The organism is Clostridium sp. BSD9I1 (genome assembly GCF_900185645.1).
Classification (GTDB): Bacteria; Bacillota; Clostridia; order Clostridiales; family Clostridiaceae; genus Clostridium_AK.
In genome coordinates this window covers 47,256-64,800 of record NZ_FYAM01000023.1, presented here as the reverse complement: position 1 = coordinate 64,800, position 17,545 = coordinate 47,256, and the positions used below count along the sequence as shown (strand labels likewise).

Genomic DNA, 17,545 nt, shown 5'->3' with positions numbered 1-17,545 from the left:
AAAGAATAATCTCCAAATCATTAGTCTCTATCAGGTAATTCTATCACCACTAGAGACTAGAAATTGGAGATTAGAGATTAATGACTATTTGTTAAAGCTTCCATATACTTATCACTTTTATATACATTCATACATTCTTTTAAAGTATCCATTCGTCCTGCTATTAAATTTTTTTGAAAATATTTAAGTACTTCTATATCAATAAATTCTGTATCCTTTAACAAATTATATATGCTATTATTATCGAGCTCGTTTTCAATATCCTTGATATCTCTTTTTAAGCTTTTTAATCTATCTAAATTTATTCTCTTAAATAATTGTTTATATAAAATCCCTGAAATAAGTATAACACTCCCCATATACATAAGCATAGTACAAAAATTATATATATATACTTCTGACAATTCCTTATTAAATATAAAACTTACTGTTTTTATATAAGCACTGGAATTCATATGCCCAAAGAAAGCTACTATAATCATAATCATAGATATCGCTATAGTTGCCTCCATGACATCTTTACCTTGAGATTTAAGATGCTTAACTTTAGCGTCTTTTGCTTTCTTCTCTTGCAATAAGCTTATTAAGTTTTCCAGATGAATTATCATACTTTCCTTATCCATTTATCTTTTCCCTTCCCCCTATATTATTTATTATTTCATATATAAATATATTAAGGACCTTTCTTTAATATACGAGAAAAGGGATTGTTTATAGTATCATAAAATCATATCATTTTTCATTATTATTACTATTAACATTATAATAATCTAAGACTTTTTTCAATTGTAAATTATTATTGCCTTCTACGTCTATTCTTTTTTCTAGATACTCCAAGTGCTTTCTTTTCCTTGCTAATTCTTTTAAAATAATATCTAATATATCTCTTATATCATTTAAAAGCCTATCTATGGACTCATATACTTTCTCATTATCACGAGCCATTTACCTCTTCTCCCCTTTTATGTTTTTCTAATAGTTCTATATCACATTTCCATGCCGCCACAGCTTTAACATATCTTTTATTATTTTTTCTCAGCTCTACAAGATAATTTAAAAGACTCAATATATTATCAATACCAAGCTCTGGAATAGCCTTGTACAAGAGTATCTGTTTTCTTTCTTCTTTATTTAATTTAGATACATTGTATCCTAGCTTATATAATTCACTTTTCTTATTTAAGCTATCAAAATAGGCATTATCCTTTGTCAAATTATCTTTGTTCCCATCTTCTTTATATAATTTTCTTTCTATGTTTACATTATCGTTAGGCTTAATCTCATTTTCCTTTGGCGTACCTATTTTTATAACGTTTTTCCCTATTTTCTTTTGAATTTCTTTTTTGAATATATTATTTATATAATAAAGTTTGCATTTTGTACAATATAAAACAGGACATTCTATAAACGCTGAAGTACTTTGTTCATATTTATTTTTAAACAATCCAAGCCATACAATATCTAAATATAGCTCCTCCTGACATTTCTTGCACTTTTTATTACCTTTTCCTATATAATCAATACTCCATAGTTTTGTGCAATTATTTATATTTTCAGTTTTTGTATCTATTATTAAATCTTTTTTTAAAGGATGTATTTTTACTTTAGATAAATTCTTTTTTAGCGACTTTTGTTCCTTTAATATCTTTATAAGTTCTGTCTTTTTTGCTTCTATTTCATAATCCATGCGAATTAATTTGCTTTTTAATGCTTTTATATACTTTTCTAAATACTGCTTAAGTTCATTAATACCATAATCACTCTTATTCTTAGATTTATCTTCTTTATCATTCATCCCCTTCCCCTCTTTTAACTTTCTATAATATTAAAGTATTTGAAATTATCAATTTTAAGTACTATTTTCAAGAAAATTGTACTCTCTTTTCTAAATTGTGGTATTATAATAGGAAATATATTTTTTATTATAAAAGGCGGGATACTAAATTGGTTAGAAAAGCACATTTAAAAGACATTGAAGAAATTTCAAGAATTGTAGATATAGCTATATCTGATATGCATTCATATAATAACTTTCAATGGGATAAAAATTATCCTAGAAACGAAGATTTTAAAAATGATATATATAATGGAGAGCTTTTCGTTTGTGAGAGTAATAACGAAGTTGCTGGAGTTGCATGTATAAATTTTGATGAACCTGAAGAATATAATACTTTACCTTGGTCTTTAAAAAAGCCTTCCATGATAGTTCATAGAATGGCAGTTAATCCTAAATTCAGAGGATGCGGTATTGGGTTAGAACTTATGAAATTTGCAGAACTCTTATCACTAGAAAAAGGTATAAACTACATGAAAATAGATACAAATTCGTTAAATACAAAAGCTCAAAACTTATTTGAAAGATGCGGATATAACTTTGTTGGAGAAGTTACCTTTAGTGGAAAAGAAGGAACTTTTTATTGCTATGAAAAAACTTTAATATAAATAATAATTAATAGAGCATCTCAATGAATTGAGATGTGGTGATTTATAATGAAATTATAAATTTCTATAAATCACACAGGAAAGGAGTATGTAAATGGTAAACAATGAAATACTTAAAAAATATGCTGCCTTGGCAGTAAAGGTTGGTGTAAACATTCAAAAGGGGCAAACTTTAATTTTAAATTCTCCTATTGAGTGTGCACCTTTTGCAAGACTGATTGCTGAAGAAGCTTTTGAAGCTGGTGCTAAAGATGTAGTTATGAATTGGAATGATGAGCTTTTCTCCAAAATAAGATATATAAAAGCTCCTGATGAAATATTTGATATAGTACCTAAGTGGCAAAAGGAATTTTATACTTCCTATGCAAGAGAAGGTGCTGCTTTTTTAAGTATATCTGCATCTGATCCTGAAGTTATGAAGGACGTGAACCCTGAAAGAATAGCTAAATTTCAAAAATCTAGAAAAATAGCATTAAAAGAATATAGTGATAGACTTATGAGTAATAAAAATAGTTGGTCTATAGTATCCGTTCCTACTGAAGCTTGGTCCAAAAAAGTTTTCCCAGGAGTTTCTACCGAAGAAGCTATTAAAAAAATGTGGGATGCTATATTTACAATTGTTCGAGTTGATAAAGAGAATCCTGTAGCAGCATGGGAAGAACATAAAAAGAACTTAGAAAAAAATATGAAAGTATTAAATGATTATAATTTTAAATACTTATATTACAAAAATTCTATAGGAACAGATTTAAAGATAGAGCTTCCAAAAGATCATATATGGCTTGGTGGAGCCGACCAAACTCAAGATGGTGTTGAATTTATTGCGAATATGCCTACAGAAGAAGTATTTACTCTTCCATTGAAAACAGGGGTAAACGGCACTGTTGTAAGTTCAAAGCCATTAAATTGTAATGGGAATTTAGTTGAAAACTTTTCTATTACTTTTAAGGATGGAAAAATCGTAGATTTCAAAGCAGAAGAAGGCTATGATTCTTTAAAAAGTCTTGTAGAAACAGATGAAGGCTCCCACTATTTAGGTGAAGTTGCATTGGTTCCCTATGATTCACCTATTTCAAATTCTAATATAGTATTCTTTAATACATTATATGATGAAAATGCTTCATGTCACTTAGCCATTGGAAAGGCTTACCCTGTATGCTTGAAGAACAGTGAGAATATGAGTGAAGAGGAATTAAATCAGGCAGGAGTTAACAACTCTTTAGTACATGAGGACTTTATGATAGGAACATCTGATTTAGAAATTACAGGTGTAACTTATGACAACAGAGAAATACCTGTATTTAAAAATGGAAATTGGTCATTTTAAGGATACTTCGACGTTTTTAATGTTGAATCTTCCATATGGGATTTGCATTTAGGAAGGCGTTCACTACGTAAAGAAGTTCTAATATTTGTGAATTTAAAGCACCTAAACTTTTTAAACTCGCTGTCGCTCAGACAGTAAAAAGTTCTTTACGGTGCTTTAAATTCATAAATAAAGAGCTTCTAATTACTTGTTCAAAGCCTTCTACAATGCAAATCTCATACTAAATTCAACATTAAAAATATCTTTATGTATACTGCTGAAGGAAGAAATTTCGCTTTGGCGAAATTTCCTTTAAATTGACACTTATAAAAGGGCTAATAAGCCCGCAGACCGATAGGTCGTAAGATATTAAGTATTCTATTTTTTATAGTACTCCCTTATCTTTAGCTTGTAAATTTTTTTATTTAGTGTAAGTTCTTGTACCGTTAAGGACTGTCGTCCTAAAAGATCTTTATGTGCTAATTCCTAAAACATCTTAGAAATTCAGTTAGCTGAATTTCTTCCTTCAGCAGTTCATATGAAGAACCTTTTAATGCTCTGAGAGTATATAATTCTCATCGTAGAAGACATTGAATAAGCTTTAAAACGGCTTTATTTATAAATTAAAAATTCCGTTAAGAACCTCCTACTGTCTGAGCAACAGCGAGTTTAGGAGGTTTAGGAATTTTTAATTTATAAATATTAGCTGTTTTTAGCGAAATGAACGTCTTCCTAGATGAGAATTCTATGCAACACAGAGCATTAAAAACCGTCGTAATATTTCTAAAAGGTGGTGTGAAAATGAAAAAACTTTTAAGTATATGTGTTATTTCAGCAGCAACTATATTTCTGCTTTTAGGCTGTAGTACAAAATCAGGAACCACTAATACCATAGAAGAAAAAACTAAAGACTCTATAGTTGTTGTTAAAAATACTACTCCTGAAGAAGCAATCAAAAATTACTATATGTATCAATTAGATACCGACTCAGAAGAATTCAAATCATCTATATATCCTTCTGAAACTACAAGTATTAAATTGTTAAATGCAAAATCTAAAGCTTATGATATAAAAAAAGTATCTTTAAATCTCATACATGCAATTGATAAAAGAGACACTCTTTCTGTAGCCCTTTGCTCCTTTAAAACTTCAATGAGTAATATTCAAGAAGAAAAGCTAGATTTTGAATTTTTAAATTTACTTAATAAAAATGGATCTTGGTATGTTATTACTGATTTGAATTCCTTAAATTCTACAGATCAAAACACCCTACAAGATATGACAACTAAGCTGAGTGATAAGTCTCTTCAAAGTGAAGATGTGCAAAAAATAGCTGACACCCAATTAAAATTTGATGATAAATATAGTGATTTTCTTAAAAGTTCTGGAAAGAAGCTAGAAGATTACATGAAAAAAGAAGGAATAATACACTAAAAGGAAATTGCATTGCAATTTCCTTTTTAATATGTAGTCTCTATTCGCTAATCCCTAGTAGAATTTCTACTGTATAAAATAACTAAAAAGTTATCTTTATAACTGATAGTTAAAATAATCACTGTATTACTCTGTTCGTCTTTTTATGATTACTAAAATTACAATTGAGGCAAGTATTCCTATAAGGCTTACAAGTTGGGCAATTCTTATAGGTCCAAACATTAAGCTATCTGTTCTAAGCCCCTCAATAAAGAATCTTGCTAAAGAATACATGCCTATGTATGTAGCTAAAACCACTCCATCCTTACTTTTTCTTTTGAGCAAATATATTAAAATGAAAAATACCATCAAATTCCACAGTGACTCATACAAAAATGTAGGATGATAATAACTTCCTTCTATAAACATTCCCTTTTGAATAAATTGAGGAAATCTACTTATAAACTCATAAGTTACCTCACCCCCATGTGCTTCTCCATTAAAGAAGTTTCCCCATCTGCCTAATGCTTGAGCAAAAATCAGCCATGGTACTGCTGCATCTGCATATTTTATGAAGCTTAAATTTTTATTTTTAGTATAAATCCATGCAGATAAGAATGCACCTATTACTCCTCCATGTATTGCGAGCCCTCCCTCTCGTATGTTAATAGCCTCAAAGAGTGTATCATAATCATTCAAATTAAATAATACATAATATAGCCTGGCTCCAATAATAGCAAAAGGAAGTGCAATAAATACTATATCTTGCATCTTTTCGTAATCTATACTTTTTAACTTACACGTATACTTTGAAAATATAACTCCAATAAGTATACCTGTAGCAATAAATATCCCATACCATCGTACATCCAACCCAAAAATATTAAACGCTATTGGATTCATTTTAATTCCCCCTTCAGATGTCCTTTTCTTATACAGCTTATTATTATATCATATATTAATGTACAAATAATGAATTTTTTCTTTGAAGTTCCATAAACTTCTTAAATTTTTTAACATCCATTTTATCATAAGTTTTTATAAAATCTATGACCTTTTCCTTTGCCTTATCATAAGCTATGAATGTGTCTCTTGCTTCCTTTTCATTATAATATACCTTCCAGTATCCACATAATAAGCAATCTTTGTTTTCTCCACAAATAAATACTTGAACATCTTTTAATGGAATCCCTAAAAATATGCCCATTTCATGAGGGCAACACACCTTAAATCTATCTCTCAAGTGATTTAAATACTTAGTTAAATTATAAAAGTTATTATACCCAAAGTTTTTTAAAAACTGCATATTTTCATTATTAAAAATAATCTTTTCTAGTTTTTCTTTTTCATAAAACAAAACTGTACATTTCTTATCATCTTCTGCTAATTCAAATGCTTCTATATCCATAAGCTTAATATATTCATTTCCATACTTCTTCCAAAGCTTGTATAAATCTCTATCATCTTTACTAAAAGTCAACATTGTGGAGGGCTTATCTTCTAATATACTTGGAGCAATGTGATAGCTTATTGTAACATATAGCAAATCTTCTTTATTAAAAGTTTTAATATATTCTACTTCATCTCTTTTGCACATAATTTCTACTCCTTTATAATTGATAATGAACTTCATTATTAATTATGGTAAAATATATACCCACACTTTCCTTGTCAATATTATTTTTCCACAGTGTAACACTTTTTACCCTTAAATCATAAAATAAAATGGAGATTCCATAAGATAAGTTAATAAGTGATTTAAAATAGATTACTATATGATATTCATTTAAGTCTGATGTTGTTAAATAAATTGAGCAACGCTTATTTATAAATTTACCTTACTTTTATAAAAAACTTCGTAAGTTTTACGAAGTTTTTATCTAAAATTACTTATTCAATTTTTTGTACATTAATTGCTGCTGGACCCTTTTCCTTTTCTACAACATCAAACATTACCTCTTCACCTTCGTGTAAGTCCTTATCATGGGTTTTTTCTTTTATTTGCATATGATGTACAAACACGTCTCTTCCATCATTTGCAGATATAAACCCATATCCCTTATCATTGTTAAACCATTTAACTACACCAGTAAACATAGTAAATTACCTGCCTTTCTACATTAACAATTGTAAGTTTTCAGCTTTAATTTTTGCATATTTTATATTATTTTTATATTTTATTAATTGTCTTTGCTTTATTATTATTCCTTAAAGTACATTCTAGTATGTATGATTAAAATTGGCATGCCTAAGGTTTCATTAATTAGACCTGGGATTTATAATAAAAAAGCAAATTTTATTTAATTATATATATGAAATTTTCTTGTCTATTTTTATGTGTTTTTTGGTATCCTAATAATATAACCACTATAAAGGAGGTTAAATTAATATGGGTTTATTTTCTTTATTTAAAGGACATAAAGAACCACCTACATTTAACGTTGTAGTTAAACCAGAAGTATTAATAGACTTAAAAGAAGCCTTAAGTACTTCAAATAAAAGCGCTGTGAGAGTTAATATGGCTGGTTTTGGCTGAGGAGGCCCTAATTTAAATGTTGTTCTGGATGAGCAGCAGCAAGATGATATAACTGTAGAAAAAGATGGTGTGAAATTTGTCATAGAAGAAAAACTTGCTCGCATTGTTGGCCCTACTGAAATAGTAAAATTAGGAAGTAACTTTGTTATTAAAAAATCTAGCAGCTACTGCTAAATATTAGATTAGTTTAAAATTTTATTGTTGGTAATTTAATAAAACTTAATGCTATTTAAATTTGTATATTTGTAATTAAAAAATCTCTAACTACTACTCTCTAACCGCCATATTTAAAATTACTTAAAGACAATTATCGGCTAGAGAGTAGAAACTAGAGATTTTTAATTAAGATTTTCGTGTAAAAAGTTTTTCAAAACTTCCTCAGTTTGAGGATTTACATATTCATTCACTTTTTCCCCATCCCTAAAAATTATAACCGTTGGAATGGTATTAACCTTGTATTCTTTAGGAGTTTCTGGACTCAAATCCACATCCATTGCAATAAATTTAACCTTACCTTCATATTCCGCTGATACCTTATCAAATACTGGAGCAAATTTTCTGCAGTACGGACACCAATCCGCGTAAAGTTTAACTATTGCTGGTATATTGGAATTTAAAACTTCTTCTTTAAAATTATCATCATTTACACTAATTACCATAACATTCCCCTCCATATATATTAAATTTTTAAAATTACTGTATCTAACCTCGTACATATTCCTTATTATATTTTATCCCATAGCCAGCATATAAATCCATAAAGTTCATAAATGTTTATTGTTTGTTAATAACCTCTATTAAGTTAAGGAAATAAAAAAGAAGCCTGCACTTGCAAACTTCCTTTTTTATAAGTGATTGTTATATATCAATTCATTAAATCACTTATTGATTATTAATAATATTTATCTATAAATATTATAGATGCTTTTCTATAGCAGCTTTAATAGCATCCTTAGGTCTAAATCCAACTAAAGTATCTACTGCCTTACCACCCTTAAATATCATAACAGTAGGAATACTTGCTATTCTAAACTGACTAGCTGTTGCAGGATTTTCATCTACATTTACTTTAACAAATTTAGCTTTACCACCTAATTCTTCTGAAACTTCATCTATTACAGGTGCAAGCATCTTACATGGGCCACACCATACTGCCCAAAAATCAACTACAGTTGGAATATCAGATTTTAAAACTTCTTGTTCGAAACTATTATCTCTTACTTCTGTTACCATTTTAAATACCTCCATTATACCCCTAAGGGGTATTATTTATATTACTATTCTATGCTAAATTTATATTTTAGTCAACTACTTTTATTAATTTTTTCCTTATTATTTTTAACTTTTCAACTAACAAGAAATTGTCAATTATTTAAACAATTTTAAGTACTGTCCATAACCTTCTTCTTCAAGTTTATCTACTGGTATAAACCTTAACGCTGCACTATTTATGCAGTATCTAAGCCCACCTTTATCTTCGGGTCCATCTGTGAATGCGTGTCCTAAATGAGAATCCCCATGTTTACTCCTGACCTCTATTCTATGCATACCAAAGCTAAAGTCCCCTTTTTCCTTTATATTTTCCTTTTCTACAGGCTTAGTAAAACTAGGCCAACCACACCCTGAATCAAATTTATCCTTGGATGTAAAAAGTAGCTCTCCTGAGACTATATCTACATATATGCCTTCTTCATTATGGTTCCAAAACTCATTTTCAAAGGGTGCTTCTGTAGCATTCTTCTGGGTAACATCATATTGAACCTTACTTAATTTTTTTACTTCCTTTTCTTTATTAAAATTCAAGCAATTCTTATCCATAATTATCCTCTTATATTTAAATATATAATATTCAAGTGATAATATTAGCTTTAAATTATCACCTACATATATGATACCACAAAAAAATATTTTTATTATTTTATTAAAATAAAGTTAACATCATTTGTTGATAACTACACATATTGTAAAGATATCTATATACCTCTTCTGTTGACTGTACTATAGAGTATTGATATAATTACACTATAATTGTCGAATTTTGACGAACGTCAGGTGTTGAGGTGAGCTTATGCTTAAAAATATTCTTTATCATACTTTATATAATCTAAATTATACTTCTAATAAGAAAGATAGGTATGTTAAAGTTAATACTAAGTTTTTTATAAGTAATTTTATTGCATTTTTATGGATGACATTTTCTATAATTTTATCCCTCCCATGGCTTAAAGATCTTTCAAACTTAATAACCTTTCCCGTCGCACTATTTGCAATAGGAGGACTTGGATATATCCCTGGCTATATAAATATGTTTGTTTTAATAAGTTTATTATTAGACAGACAACCTAGGTTCAATAAAAGAAAGTCTATAAATGAAATCACAATAATTATAGCTTGTCATAATGAAGAAAAAACAATTGCAGATACCCTCTCATATATCCCAAAGCAAGACTTTGAGGGAGCTATTAAATTAATTGTAGTTGATAACGCTTCTACTGATAATACATTTAAAACAGCTAAACATGAAGGTGAACGGCTTGGACTAAATATTTTAGTTATCCAGGAAAAGAACCCTGGAAAACACAATGCTTTGAATACAGCTTTAAAATATGTTGAAACTAGCTATTTAATAACCTTAGATGCTGATACTATTTTGCATAAATCTGCTTTGAAACATCTGATATCTAGAATGGAATCTTCTCCTTCCGATGTTTGTGCGGTAGCCGGAACTGTACTCACAAGAAATAGCCGCTACAACTTTCTAACCAAGCTTCAAGAATGGGATTACTTTCTAGGTATTGCAAGTATTAAAAGATTTCAAGGTCTTTATCAAGGTACACTAGTTGCTCAAGGCGCTTTTTCATTGTACGAAACAAGTATAATAAGAAGCATTAACGGGTGGCCCAACGCCATAGGAGAAGATATAGTTCTTACCTGGAACATTTTAAATAATAATAAAAAGGTTTTTTTTGAACCACTATCTGTTGCATTTACAGATGTACCTACTAGCTTAAAACACTTAACTCGCCAAAGGAGCAGATGGGCAAGGGGTATGATTGAGGCTCTAAAACTTATAAAGCCTTGGCATCAGCCTGTAATGTATATCAAGTATTTAACTACAATTAACTTTATTATGCCTTACTTAGATATTGCATATACATTTTTTTTCATCCCTGGATTAATACTTGCCATATTTGGTAATCATGCCATAGTTGGTGTAATGACTTTATTTGTACTTCCTTTAGCACTTCTTCAAAACTATGTACTGTATAGATATCAACGAAATGTATTTAAAAGTCTTAACCTGCAAATTAGAAAAAACTTTTTAGGATTTTTAGTTTATGTACTAGCATATCAAATGCTTATGAGCCCTATGTCATTAATTGGATACTTCCAGGAGATTTTAAAGCTGAGGAGAGTTTGGAAATAATAAACTCTTCTCTTTTCTATTTTAAATGCTATATTCATAATTCTTGTATATTTAAAGTATTATTTAGTACATATGTTTATAAATATGTTGATTTTATTAGCTAAAAATGGGAAAATAGAAAAAATGCCTAATAATCTTCATCATACAAAACTAATTAAACAACTTATAGGAGGGCTTTAAATGGATTTTAACAACTTATATATACAAATTATTGTAAGACTTTTTCTTGCTATAATAATTGGCGGACTTATAGGGTATGAGAGAGAATATAAACAACGTCCAGCTGGTTTTAGAACCCATATTTTAGTTTGCATTGGCGCCGCTACAATTTCAATAATCCAAGAAGTAGCTGTTCATGACATGACAAAGCAGATAGCAGCAAATCCCGCTCTTGTGTCATCACTTAAGGTAGATATAGGCAGAATGGGTGCACAAGTTATAACTGGTGTTGGTTTTTTAGGTGCTGGTACTATAATTCATGAAAAGGGTTCTGTAAGAGGTCTTACTACCGCTGCAAGTATATGGACCGTAGCATGTATTGGACTCGCTATAGGCCTTGGATATTATTTTTTAAGTATTGCTGCAGCAGTAGGAGTATTTTTAGTATTAGTTAGTCTTAAAAGATTTGAAGTGAAATTTTTAGACAAAAATAAAATTATAAAAATCGAACTACAATATTTAAATAATAGATTTGTACAAAAGGCTGAAAGACTTTTTAATGCTAGAAGTATAGAAGTTACATGCGTGTCATTTACCACTGACGAAGAACTAAACTATCATAAAGCATTTTATACCCTCTCCACGCCATTATCGATTTATCCATCTTCACTAATACAGGATTTATGTACTATTGAAGAAATCATATCTGTAAAGGAATATGAGGAAGAATAACCATATAAAGCAATAAGATATTACTGCTTTACTTTTATTTGTTTAACATAGTCACTACAATAATACAAAACGGAGCCCACATAACGAGGCTCCGTTTTATATTATTGCACCTTTTTTTCTAATTCTTCTAATAAGTCTATATATTTTTGTTGTGTTTTACTTTCTTCAGCAGTTTTTTCTACATTAATGCATTCCTCTTCAACTGCTTTTTGTTCTTCAGATGATAAAGCTCTTTCTGCATATTTATATATAACTGTATCTTCCTTTTCAATATGCCTTTTTAATAGTTCTGCATAAGCTATAGCATTAGCTATTACATCAAGTTTAGCTTCATCATTACCCTTTTTTAATTCTTCGAGAGCTTCTTCTAATAATTTTATATGCATTCTTCCTAAGTCATGCTCCATAAGCATTCCCATTATAGGTCCACTTTGGGTTGCTCCCCCCATTTTTTCACTTAATCTATTAAATAGAGAATTTTCTTCTTTCATATGGTGATGTTTATCTGCATAATTTCTAATAAAATCTATTATCTTGTAAAAATCGTTGATATCAACCTCTTCATTCTTTAACACTTTATAAGAATATTTTCTTACAACATGAAGCATTCTTATTATATTTTTATGTTCACTCATCATAAGCTCAATAGCATTCATAATAATACCTCCTTTTAAATTACTTTCTATATATTGTATTTAATCTGTGTCCATTTTCATCTTTTACTTCATATGAATATTCGTCCGAAAGAGCTTCTACAAATGCACGAGTCCATTCTTCTCTTAATGCATAAAAGTTTGAAACGTTGCCCTGTACTTGGTTCCAGTATTGTGTATGAAGACAAGTTGTTGCAAACCAGCTAAATGCATCTTTAGTATTTTCAGAAACCTCGTTTACACGATCACAAGGCATTCCTTCTAATATATAGTTATTTATAACATTAAATATTTCATCTGGTGTCTCAAGTGCATATTCTCCTTTGTGTTTTGTACCTGCTTCTGTACCTTGAGACTTATATATATTCTTTAAATCTTCCTTGTAACTTTCTCCATTAGCTGAATCTATAACCTTAGTTATTATAAATGCCTGTCTTAGTTCTGCTCTATTTATTTTATCTTGAAGCCATCCATGAATATTTGATGTATCTATTACATCTTCAAGGACTACTTTTCCTACAGGAGCGCCAAACTTTTCTATAGATTCTTTTTGCCATTCATTCATAGACAAATCTGATTTACCTTTGCCCCAATCTATTATTTCCTGTTCCAAAGATTCAAACCACGCTATCTTATCAAATAACCAATAATGTATTTTACCTAAAAATTTGCTCATATTTATATTCCTCCTAAAATTCACTTGTTAAATTTATTTTCTCTACTAGTATTTTCTTAATTCTTATTTTATATGTTATTAATTTAAAACTCGGTATCCTACGTTACCACTTTGTAAAAAACTATACCTTTTTAGTGGAATTACGTTTTATTTTCAACTATTATTCAAAAAACAGAATACTTCTGAGTGTATGTTGATATACTCTCAGAAGTATTTTGTTATAATTTAAAATTCTTTACTATATTATTAAGGGTTTCTGCAAGTTCAGATTGTTCTTGTGAGGCTTTTGCTACTTCCTCTAATGCAGCAGCTGTATCATTGGTACTTGCAGAAATTTCTTCAGAGCCTGCTGCTGTTTCTTCTGCAGTTGCAGATACAGTTTCAATAGCACTACCTACCTGAGTCATAATCTCACTCATTGATTTACTTGCAATAGCTATCTGCTCTGATAAGGCATTTATAAATTCTGCATCCTTTTCATATTGCTCTCCTGTATTTAAAAGAAGTTCATTATTAGGCTTAACCTTATCCTCTATAAATTCTAATACATCTTGAGCATTTTTAGAAAGGTTATTAAATGCCTCTTGCACGTCTACTACTGTATTTTGAATAGCTGATACTGCCTCCGATGACTTTTCTGCAAGCTTTCTAACTTCATCTGCAACTACTGCAAATCCTCTTCCCTGTTCCCCAGCTCTTGCAGCTTCAATTGCTGCATTTAAAGCCAAAAGATTAGTTTGACTTGCTATATCTGAAATTGACTCTGCCATCATCCTAACTTCCTCTACAATTTTCCCCTTCTCAATAGCTTTAACAATATCAATTTGTTTTTCTTCGTAAATTTTCGTTGCTGTTTCTATAGATTCCTTACCAGTTTTCTTTATTTGCCCAGCACGTATTTTAATTTCCTTTGAAGCTTCACTGCCATTGTCAGCTTTTTTAGAAAGCTCATGAGCAGTAGAGGTAATTTCTTCTGTAGAAGCATTTACCTCTTCCGCAGTAGAACTTAAATCCTGAGTCCCCCTTGATATTTGGTTAATAGCCATATTTACTGCATCTACCTTTGAAAAAATATTATCAATAGTTGACGAAAGTTCTACACTAGATGTACTTAACTTTTCCGAACCTTCATTTATTTCAGTTAGCATATTCTTGATATTTTCCTGTGCTGAATTCAAAGACTTTCCAAGGCTTCTAAGCTCATCATGAGACTTTATATCTAAACTATGAGTTAAATCTCCAGTTCCTAAAGCTTGTCCAAATTCTAAAATCTTTTTGATGTTTTTACTAATATAAGACTCAAATAATAAAATAATAATTACTATTAGTACTATAGATATTAAACTTATAAATATTAGCTTATACATCAAATTCTTTAAAGGACTATAAAGTTCACTTTTTGCTATTGAAATTCCAAGCATCCATCCTGTTTCCGCTATAGGTGCATAATATACAATATTATCCCCATTAATATCTGAATACTCACCTACAGACTTTTGTTTTGATGCCATCTTTTGCCCAAGCTCTGCTATACTTTTATTTTCATCTTCTTTTATATTTATTTTCATTATTTTTGAAGCATCTACTCCCGCCATGTATACTCCATTTTTGTCAAGTAAGAAGGCCCTTCCTGTACTTCCTATTTTTACTTCGTCAATGAACTTTTGAATATTTGTTAAATCTATATCTCCTGTGGTTACACCCAAAAGTTTTTTGTTATTATCATAAAATGGAACTGTAGTTGTAACCATTGTTATTTTTCCCACTTCATCATAATATGGATCTGACCATACCACTTGTTTATCAGTATTAGTTGCAATTTTATACCATTCATAATTATGATAATCATATTGTTCATTATTATATTGATCCGTATAAACTATATTATCTTTATCTTTATAAACATAAGGACCAAAATATTTCTTATCTTTTTCATACTTAAAAGGCTCAAACCAAACTCCATCACCAAAAGTGTCTTTATTTATTGCAGCATATTTTTTTAAAATGGATTGATATTCTTCTTTTGTCATATGAAGTCCCACAGATTCAATAGTTCTAGCAAGAGTATTTGGGATTCTACTGTGATTTTCAAGACTTTTTTCTATAGATTCAACTATATGATTAATTTTAAAATCCATTTTGAAATTAATTTCGTTGTTTATTATACTCTTAGAATTTTGATAACTTAAAACAGATAAAACTAACATTGAAATTATTACACATGGTAATACAGTAGTTAGTATTCTTTTGCGTATCGAAGTAAATTTAAATATTTTCATACAAGTCTCTCCTCTTTAGCGCTTATTTTCTATAAGTGTCCAATAAAACATCCAATGCTTTTCAATTTCATCGGAAGTAATTACTTTATTTATTGCTGTTATTTCAAATAAAAAACAATCTACAAATTTATAAAATATATCCTCATGTTCCTGGAGTAGTAAATCTTTTATAATACCTTTTTCCATACATTTATTAAATATTTCCTTCATATAAATATTGAATTCACTTGCATTTTTATAAAAAATATCAACTACTTTTTCTCTTAGTTCATCTGGAGTAAACATTACGCTTTTAAGTACAAAAATAGTTCTTTGCTTGTCCTTTATATAATCAGTTACATAATGCAATATATCCTTATATGGTTTACCCTCACTGCTTGCTATAATACTATTAGCCTCTTTTATTATTTCTTCCCAGGCTTCCGTAAACACATTTAAAAAAAGTTATTCCTAATGATCTTGTAATATCCCTTACAGAGGTTCCTGAATATCCATTCTTTGAAAATAAGTTTATTGCTGTTTCTTTAAATTCAACTGACAACAATATCACCCCTAACTTAACGAACGTTTATTAATTGAATAATAGCATATATTTTGCCATTTTACAATATAATCGTCATTAATTAACCATAAATACCATATATAACCAGATGGTTTTTGTTATAAAAAAGAAGTTTACATTTGCAAACTTCTTTTAAATTCTACTTATTTAACTAGTAAAACTTTTGCTTTATTCTATTATCATAGCATCTTTTGTAAAGCTATTTAGCACTTCACAGCTTTTCTCTGTTACCAATACTAAATCTTCAATTCTTACTCCTGCTTCTCCTGGAAGGTATATTCCTGGTTCAATGGAAAATATCATACCTGGCTCTACTATGTCTGTGTTTATTGATGACACGTCTCCTAAATCATGTACATCTATACCTATGGAATGACCTGTTCTATGAGTAAAATACTTACCATAGCCTTTGGATTCTATATAGTCTCTTGCAGCCTTATCTATATCGCAAAACCTAACTCCTGGCTTTACCATATTTATAGCTCTTTTATTTGCTTCTAATACTATATTATATATTTCCTCTGACTTTTTAGGTATGCTTTTATAAAATACAGTTCTAGTCATATCAGAACAGTATGATTTATATTTGCATCCTATATCAATAATTACACAGTCCCCTTCTTTTACCCGTGAGTTATCACCTTCATGGTGTGGATCTGCTGCATTTGCCCCATAAGCTATAATTGGTTCAAAGGAAAATCCCTCTGCTCCTATTTCCTCATATATCTTTAATAGTCTTTGACCCATTTCCTTTTCTGTTAGTCCTTCAGGTATTATATTTATAAGTCTTTCTATAGCTTCATCATTTATCTTGGAAGCCTTTCTCATGAGTTCTCTTTCTTCTTCATCTTTTTTCATTCTTATTTCATCTATAATATCTGATCCATTTATATAACCCTTAGCTGCATTATGCTCCATTAATTTCAATAAAAATTTAGCCGGCCAGTTTTTATCTATACCAATTACCTGATCCTTATTTATATAATTACCTAAAAGTTTTATACTATCATCTGTATCTTTAAACCAAACCTTTTCTACTCCTAAGTCATCATATACTGGAAAAAGCTCATTTATAAACAGCTTATGATTTCCATCTAAGTTTATGTAAAGCGCGAGCATTCTCTCTCCTGGATGAATCCATTTTCCTGTTAAGTAAAATATAGAAGATGGGTCTGTTATGATAAGTTGTGGTATATCTTTTTTCTCCATATCATTTAATACTTTTTCTAGTCTATTTTGTTTCATTTCTTAATGCCCCCTTAGTTAATTTATACTTTTAGTTTACCACAAAATATTATTATCAATTACATTAATATACCATTAATTTTATTATATATAATAATTCTAATTAATTGCTTCT

The 17,545-nt window shown here is 29.4% G+C and carries 21 protein-coding genes; 6 read left to right on the top strand and 15 right to left on the bottom strand.

Translation table 11 applies throughout. The features are described 5' to 3' along the window. Positions 1–77: 77 nt before the first annotated feature. The 3 genes from BSD9I1_RS07730 to BSD9I1_RS07720 all read right to left on the bottom strand — a co-directional run bounded on the left by BSD9I1_RS07730 (position 78) and on the right by BSD9I1_RS07720 (position 1,795). Positions 78–623 carry a hypothetical protein gene (locus tag BSD9I1_RS07730; protein WP_186429854.1) on the bottom strand — a complete coding sequence of 182 codons (546 nt, stop codon included), beginning with the start codon at positions 621–623 and terminating at the stop codon, positions 78–80. A 109-nt stretch (positions 624–732) separates the two neighbouring features. Further along, positions 733–945: a hypothetical protein gene (locus BSD9I1_RS07725; RefSeq protein ID WP_186429853.1), complete on the bottom strand. Its 213-nt coding sequence runs from the start codon at positions 943–945 to the stop codon at positions 733–735. Continuing rightward, on the bottom strand, positions 935–1,795 hold the full coding sequence (locus BSD9I1_RS07720; RefSeq protein ID WP_186429852.1) for a hypothetical protein: 861 nt from the start codon (positions 1,793–1,795) through the stop codon (positions 935–937). The genes BSD9I1_RS07725 and BSD9I1_RS07720 overlap by 11 nt, the downstream gene beginning before the upstream one ends. A gap of 149 nt (positions 1,796–1,944) precedes the next feature. On the opposite strand from BSD9I1_RS07720, the gene BSD9I1_RS07715 reads away from it, so the two are divergent. The 3 genes from BSD9I1_RS07715 (at position 1,945) to BSD9I1_RS07705 (ending at position 5,182) form a co-directional block, all read left to right on the top strand. Further along, complete coding sequence (locus BSD9I1_RS07715) at positions 1,945–2,442, top strand: GNAT family N-acetyltransferase (RefSeq protein ID WP_186429851.1); 498 nt, start codon at positions 1,945–1,947, stop codon at positions 2,440–2,442. Between the two features lie 94 nt (positions 2,443–2,536). After that, on the top strand, positions 2,537–3,769 hold the full coding sequence (locus tag BSD9I1_RS07710) for an aminopeptidase (protein ID WP_186429850.1): 1,233 nt from the start codon (positions 2,537–2,539) through the stop codon (positions 3,767–3,769). A 780-nt stretch (positions 3,770–4,549) separates the two neighbouring features. Continuing rightward, positions 4,550–5,182: a hypothetical protein gene (locus BSD9I1_RS07705; protein ID WP_186429849.1), complete on the top strand. Its 633-nt coding sequence runs from the start codon at positions 4,550–4,552 to the stop codon at positions 5,180–5,182. A gap of 126 nt (positions 5,183–5,308) precedes the next feature. Here BSD9I1_RS07705 and lgt read toward each other — a convergent pair whose 3' ends face one another. From lgt to BSD9I1_RS07690, 3 genes are all read right to left on the bottom strand, one after another. Continuing rightward, complete coding sequence (lgt, locus tag BSD9I1_RS07700) at positions 5,309–6,064, bottom strand: prolipoprotein diacylglyceryl transferase (protein ID WP_186429848.1); 756 nt, start codon at positions 6,062–6,064, stop codon at positions 5,309–5,311. 55 nt (positions 6,065–6,119) lie between these two features. Further along, the gene (locus BSD9I1_RS07695) at positions 6,120–6,758 is read right to left on the bottom strand and encodes a DUF3793 family protein (protein WP_186429847.1); all 639 of its coding nucleotides are present in this window, start codon (positions 6,756–6,758) and stop codon (positions 6,120–6,122) included. Between the two features lie 293 nt (positions 6,759–7,051). Next, a complete protein-coding gene (locus BSD9I1_RS07690; protein ID WP_035310694.1) occupies positions 7,052–7,258 on the bottom strand; it encodes a cold shock domain-containing protein in 207 nt (68 codons plus the stop codon). Between the two features lie 292 nt (positions 7,259–7,550). Between BSD9I1_RS07690 and BSD9I1_RS07685 the strand changes: the two genes are divergently transcribed. Next, positions 7,551–7,697: a hypothetical protein gene (locus BSD9I1_RS07685; protein WP_186429846.1), complete on the top strand. Its 147-nt coding sequence runs from the start codon at positions 7,551–7,553 to the stop codon at positions 7,695–7,697. A 338-nt stretch (positions 7,698–8,035) separates the two neighbouring features. Here the strand turns inward: BSD9I1_RS07685 and BSD9I1_RS07680 are convergent, their stop codons facing one another. The 3 genes from BSD9I1_RS07680 to msrB form a co-directional block, all read right to left on the bottom strand. Beyond that, positions 8,036–8,356, bottom strand: a complete 321-nt coding sequence (locus tag BSD9I1_RS07680; protein ID WP_186429845.1) for a co-chaperone YbbN — start codon at positions 8,354–8,356, stop codon at positions 8,036–8,038. Between the two features lie 256 nt (positions 8,357–8,612). Next, positions 8,613–8,930 (bottom strand): thioredoxin, encoded by a 318-nt coding sequence (trxA, locus tag BSD9I1_RS07675; protein WP_186429844.1) that lies wholly within the window; start codon positions 8,928–8,930, stop codon positions 8,613–8,615. A 135-nt stretch (positions 8,931–9,065) separates the two neighbouring features. Next, the gene (msrB, locus tag BSD9I1_RS07670; protein ID WP_186429843.1) at positions 9,066–9,515 is read right to left on the bottom strand and encodes a peptide-methionine (R)-S-oxide reductase MsrB; all 450 of its coding nucleotides are present in this window, start codon (positions 9,513–9,515) and stop codon (positions 9,066–9,068) included. Positions 9,516–9,765: 250 nt separating this feature from the next. Between msrB and BSD9I1_RS07665 the strand changes: the two genes are divergently transcribed. Then, complete coding sequence (locus tag BSD9I1_RS07665; RefSeq protein WP_186429842.1) at positions 9,766–11,124, top strand: glycosyltransferase; 1,359 nt, start codon at positions 9,766–9,768, stop codon at positions 11,122–11,124. A 180-nt stretch (positions 11,125–11,304) separates the two neighbouring features. After that, complete coding sequence (locus BSD9I1_RS07660) at positions 11,305–12,015, top strand: MgtC/SapB family protein (protein WP_186429841.1); 711 nt, start codon at positions 11,305–11,307, stop codon at positions 12,013–12,015. 101 nt (positions 12,016–12,116) lie between these two features. Here the strand turns inward: BSD9I1_RS07660 and BSD9I1_RS07655 are convergent, their stop codons facing one another. The 6 genes from BSD9I1_RS07655 to BSD9I1_RS07630 all read right to left on the bottom strand — a co-directional run bounded on the left by BSD9I1_RS07655 (position 12,117) and on the right by BSD9I1_RS07630 (position 17,430). Then, positions 12,117–12,671: a hemerythrin domain-containing protein gene (locus BSD9I1_RS07655; RefSeq protein ID WP_186429840.1), complete on the bottom strand. Its 555-nt coding sequence runs from the start codon at positions 12,669–12,671 to the stop codon at positions 12,117–12,119. Between the two features lie 19 nt (positions 12,672–12,690). After that, on the bottom strand, positions 12,691–13,344 hold the full coding sequence (locus tag BSD9I1_RS07650; protein WP_186429839.1) for a hypothetical protein: 654 nt from the start codon (positions 13,342–13,344) through the stop codon (positions 12,691–12,693). 218 nt (positions 13,345–13,562) lie between these two features. Continuing rightward, positions 13,563–15,623: a methyl-accepting chemotaxis protein gene (locus BSD9I1_RS07645; protein WP_186429838.1), complete on the bottom strand. Its 2,061-nt coding sequence runs from the start codon at positions 15,621–15,623 to the stop codon at positions 13,563–13,565. A gap of 15 nt (positions 15,624–15,638) precedes the next feature. Beyond that, entirely contained in the window at positions 15,639–16,055 is a 417-nt protein-coding gene (locus tag BSD9I1_RS07640) for a hypothetical protein (RefSeq protein WP_186429837.1), read from the bottom strand. After that, a complete protein-coding gene (locus tag BSD9I1_RS07635) occupies positions 16,015–16,164 on the bottom strand; it encodes a TetR family transcriptional regulator (protein ID WP_186429836.1) in 150 nt (49 codons plus the stop codon). The genes BSD9I1_RS07640 and BSD9I1_RS07635 overlap by 41 nt, the downstream gene beginning before the upstream one ends. Before the next feature lie 189 nt (positions 16,165–16,353). After that, positions 16,354–17,430 (bottom strand): Xaa-Pro peptidase family protein, encoded by a 1,077-nt coding sequence (locus BSD9I1_RS07630; protein ID WP_186429835.1) that lies wholly within the window; start codon positions 17,428–17,430, stop codon positions 16,354–16,356. Between the last annotated feature and the right edge of the window lie 115 nt (positions 17,431–17,545).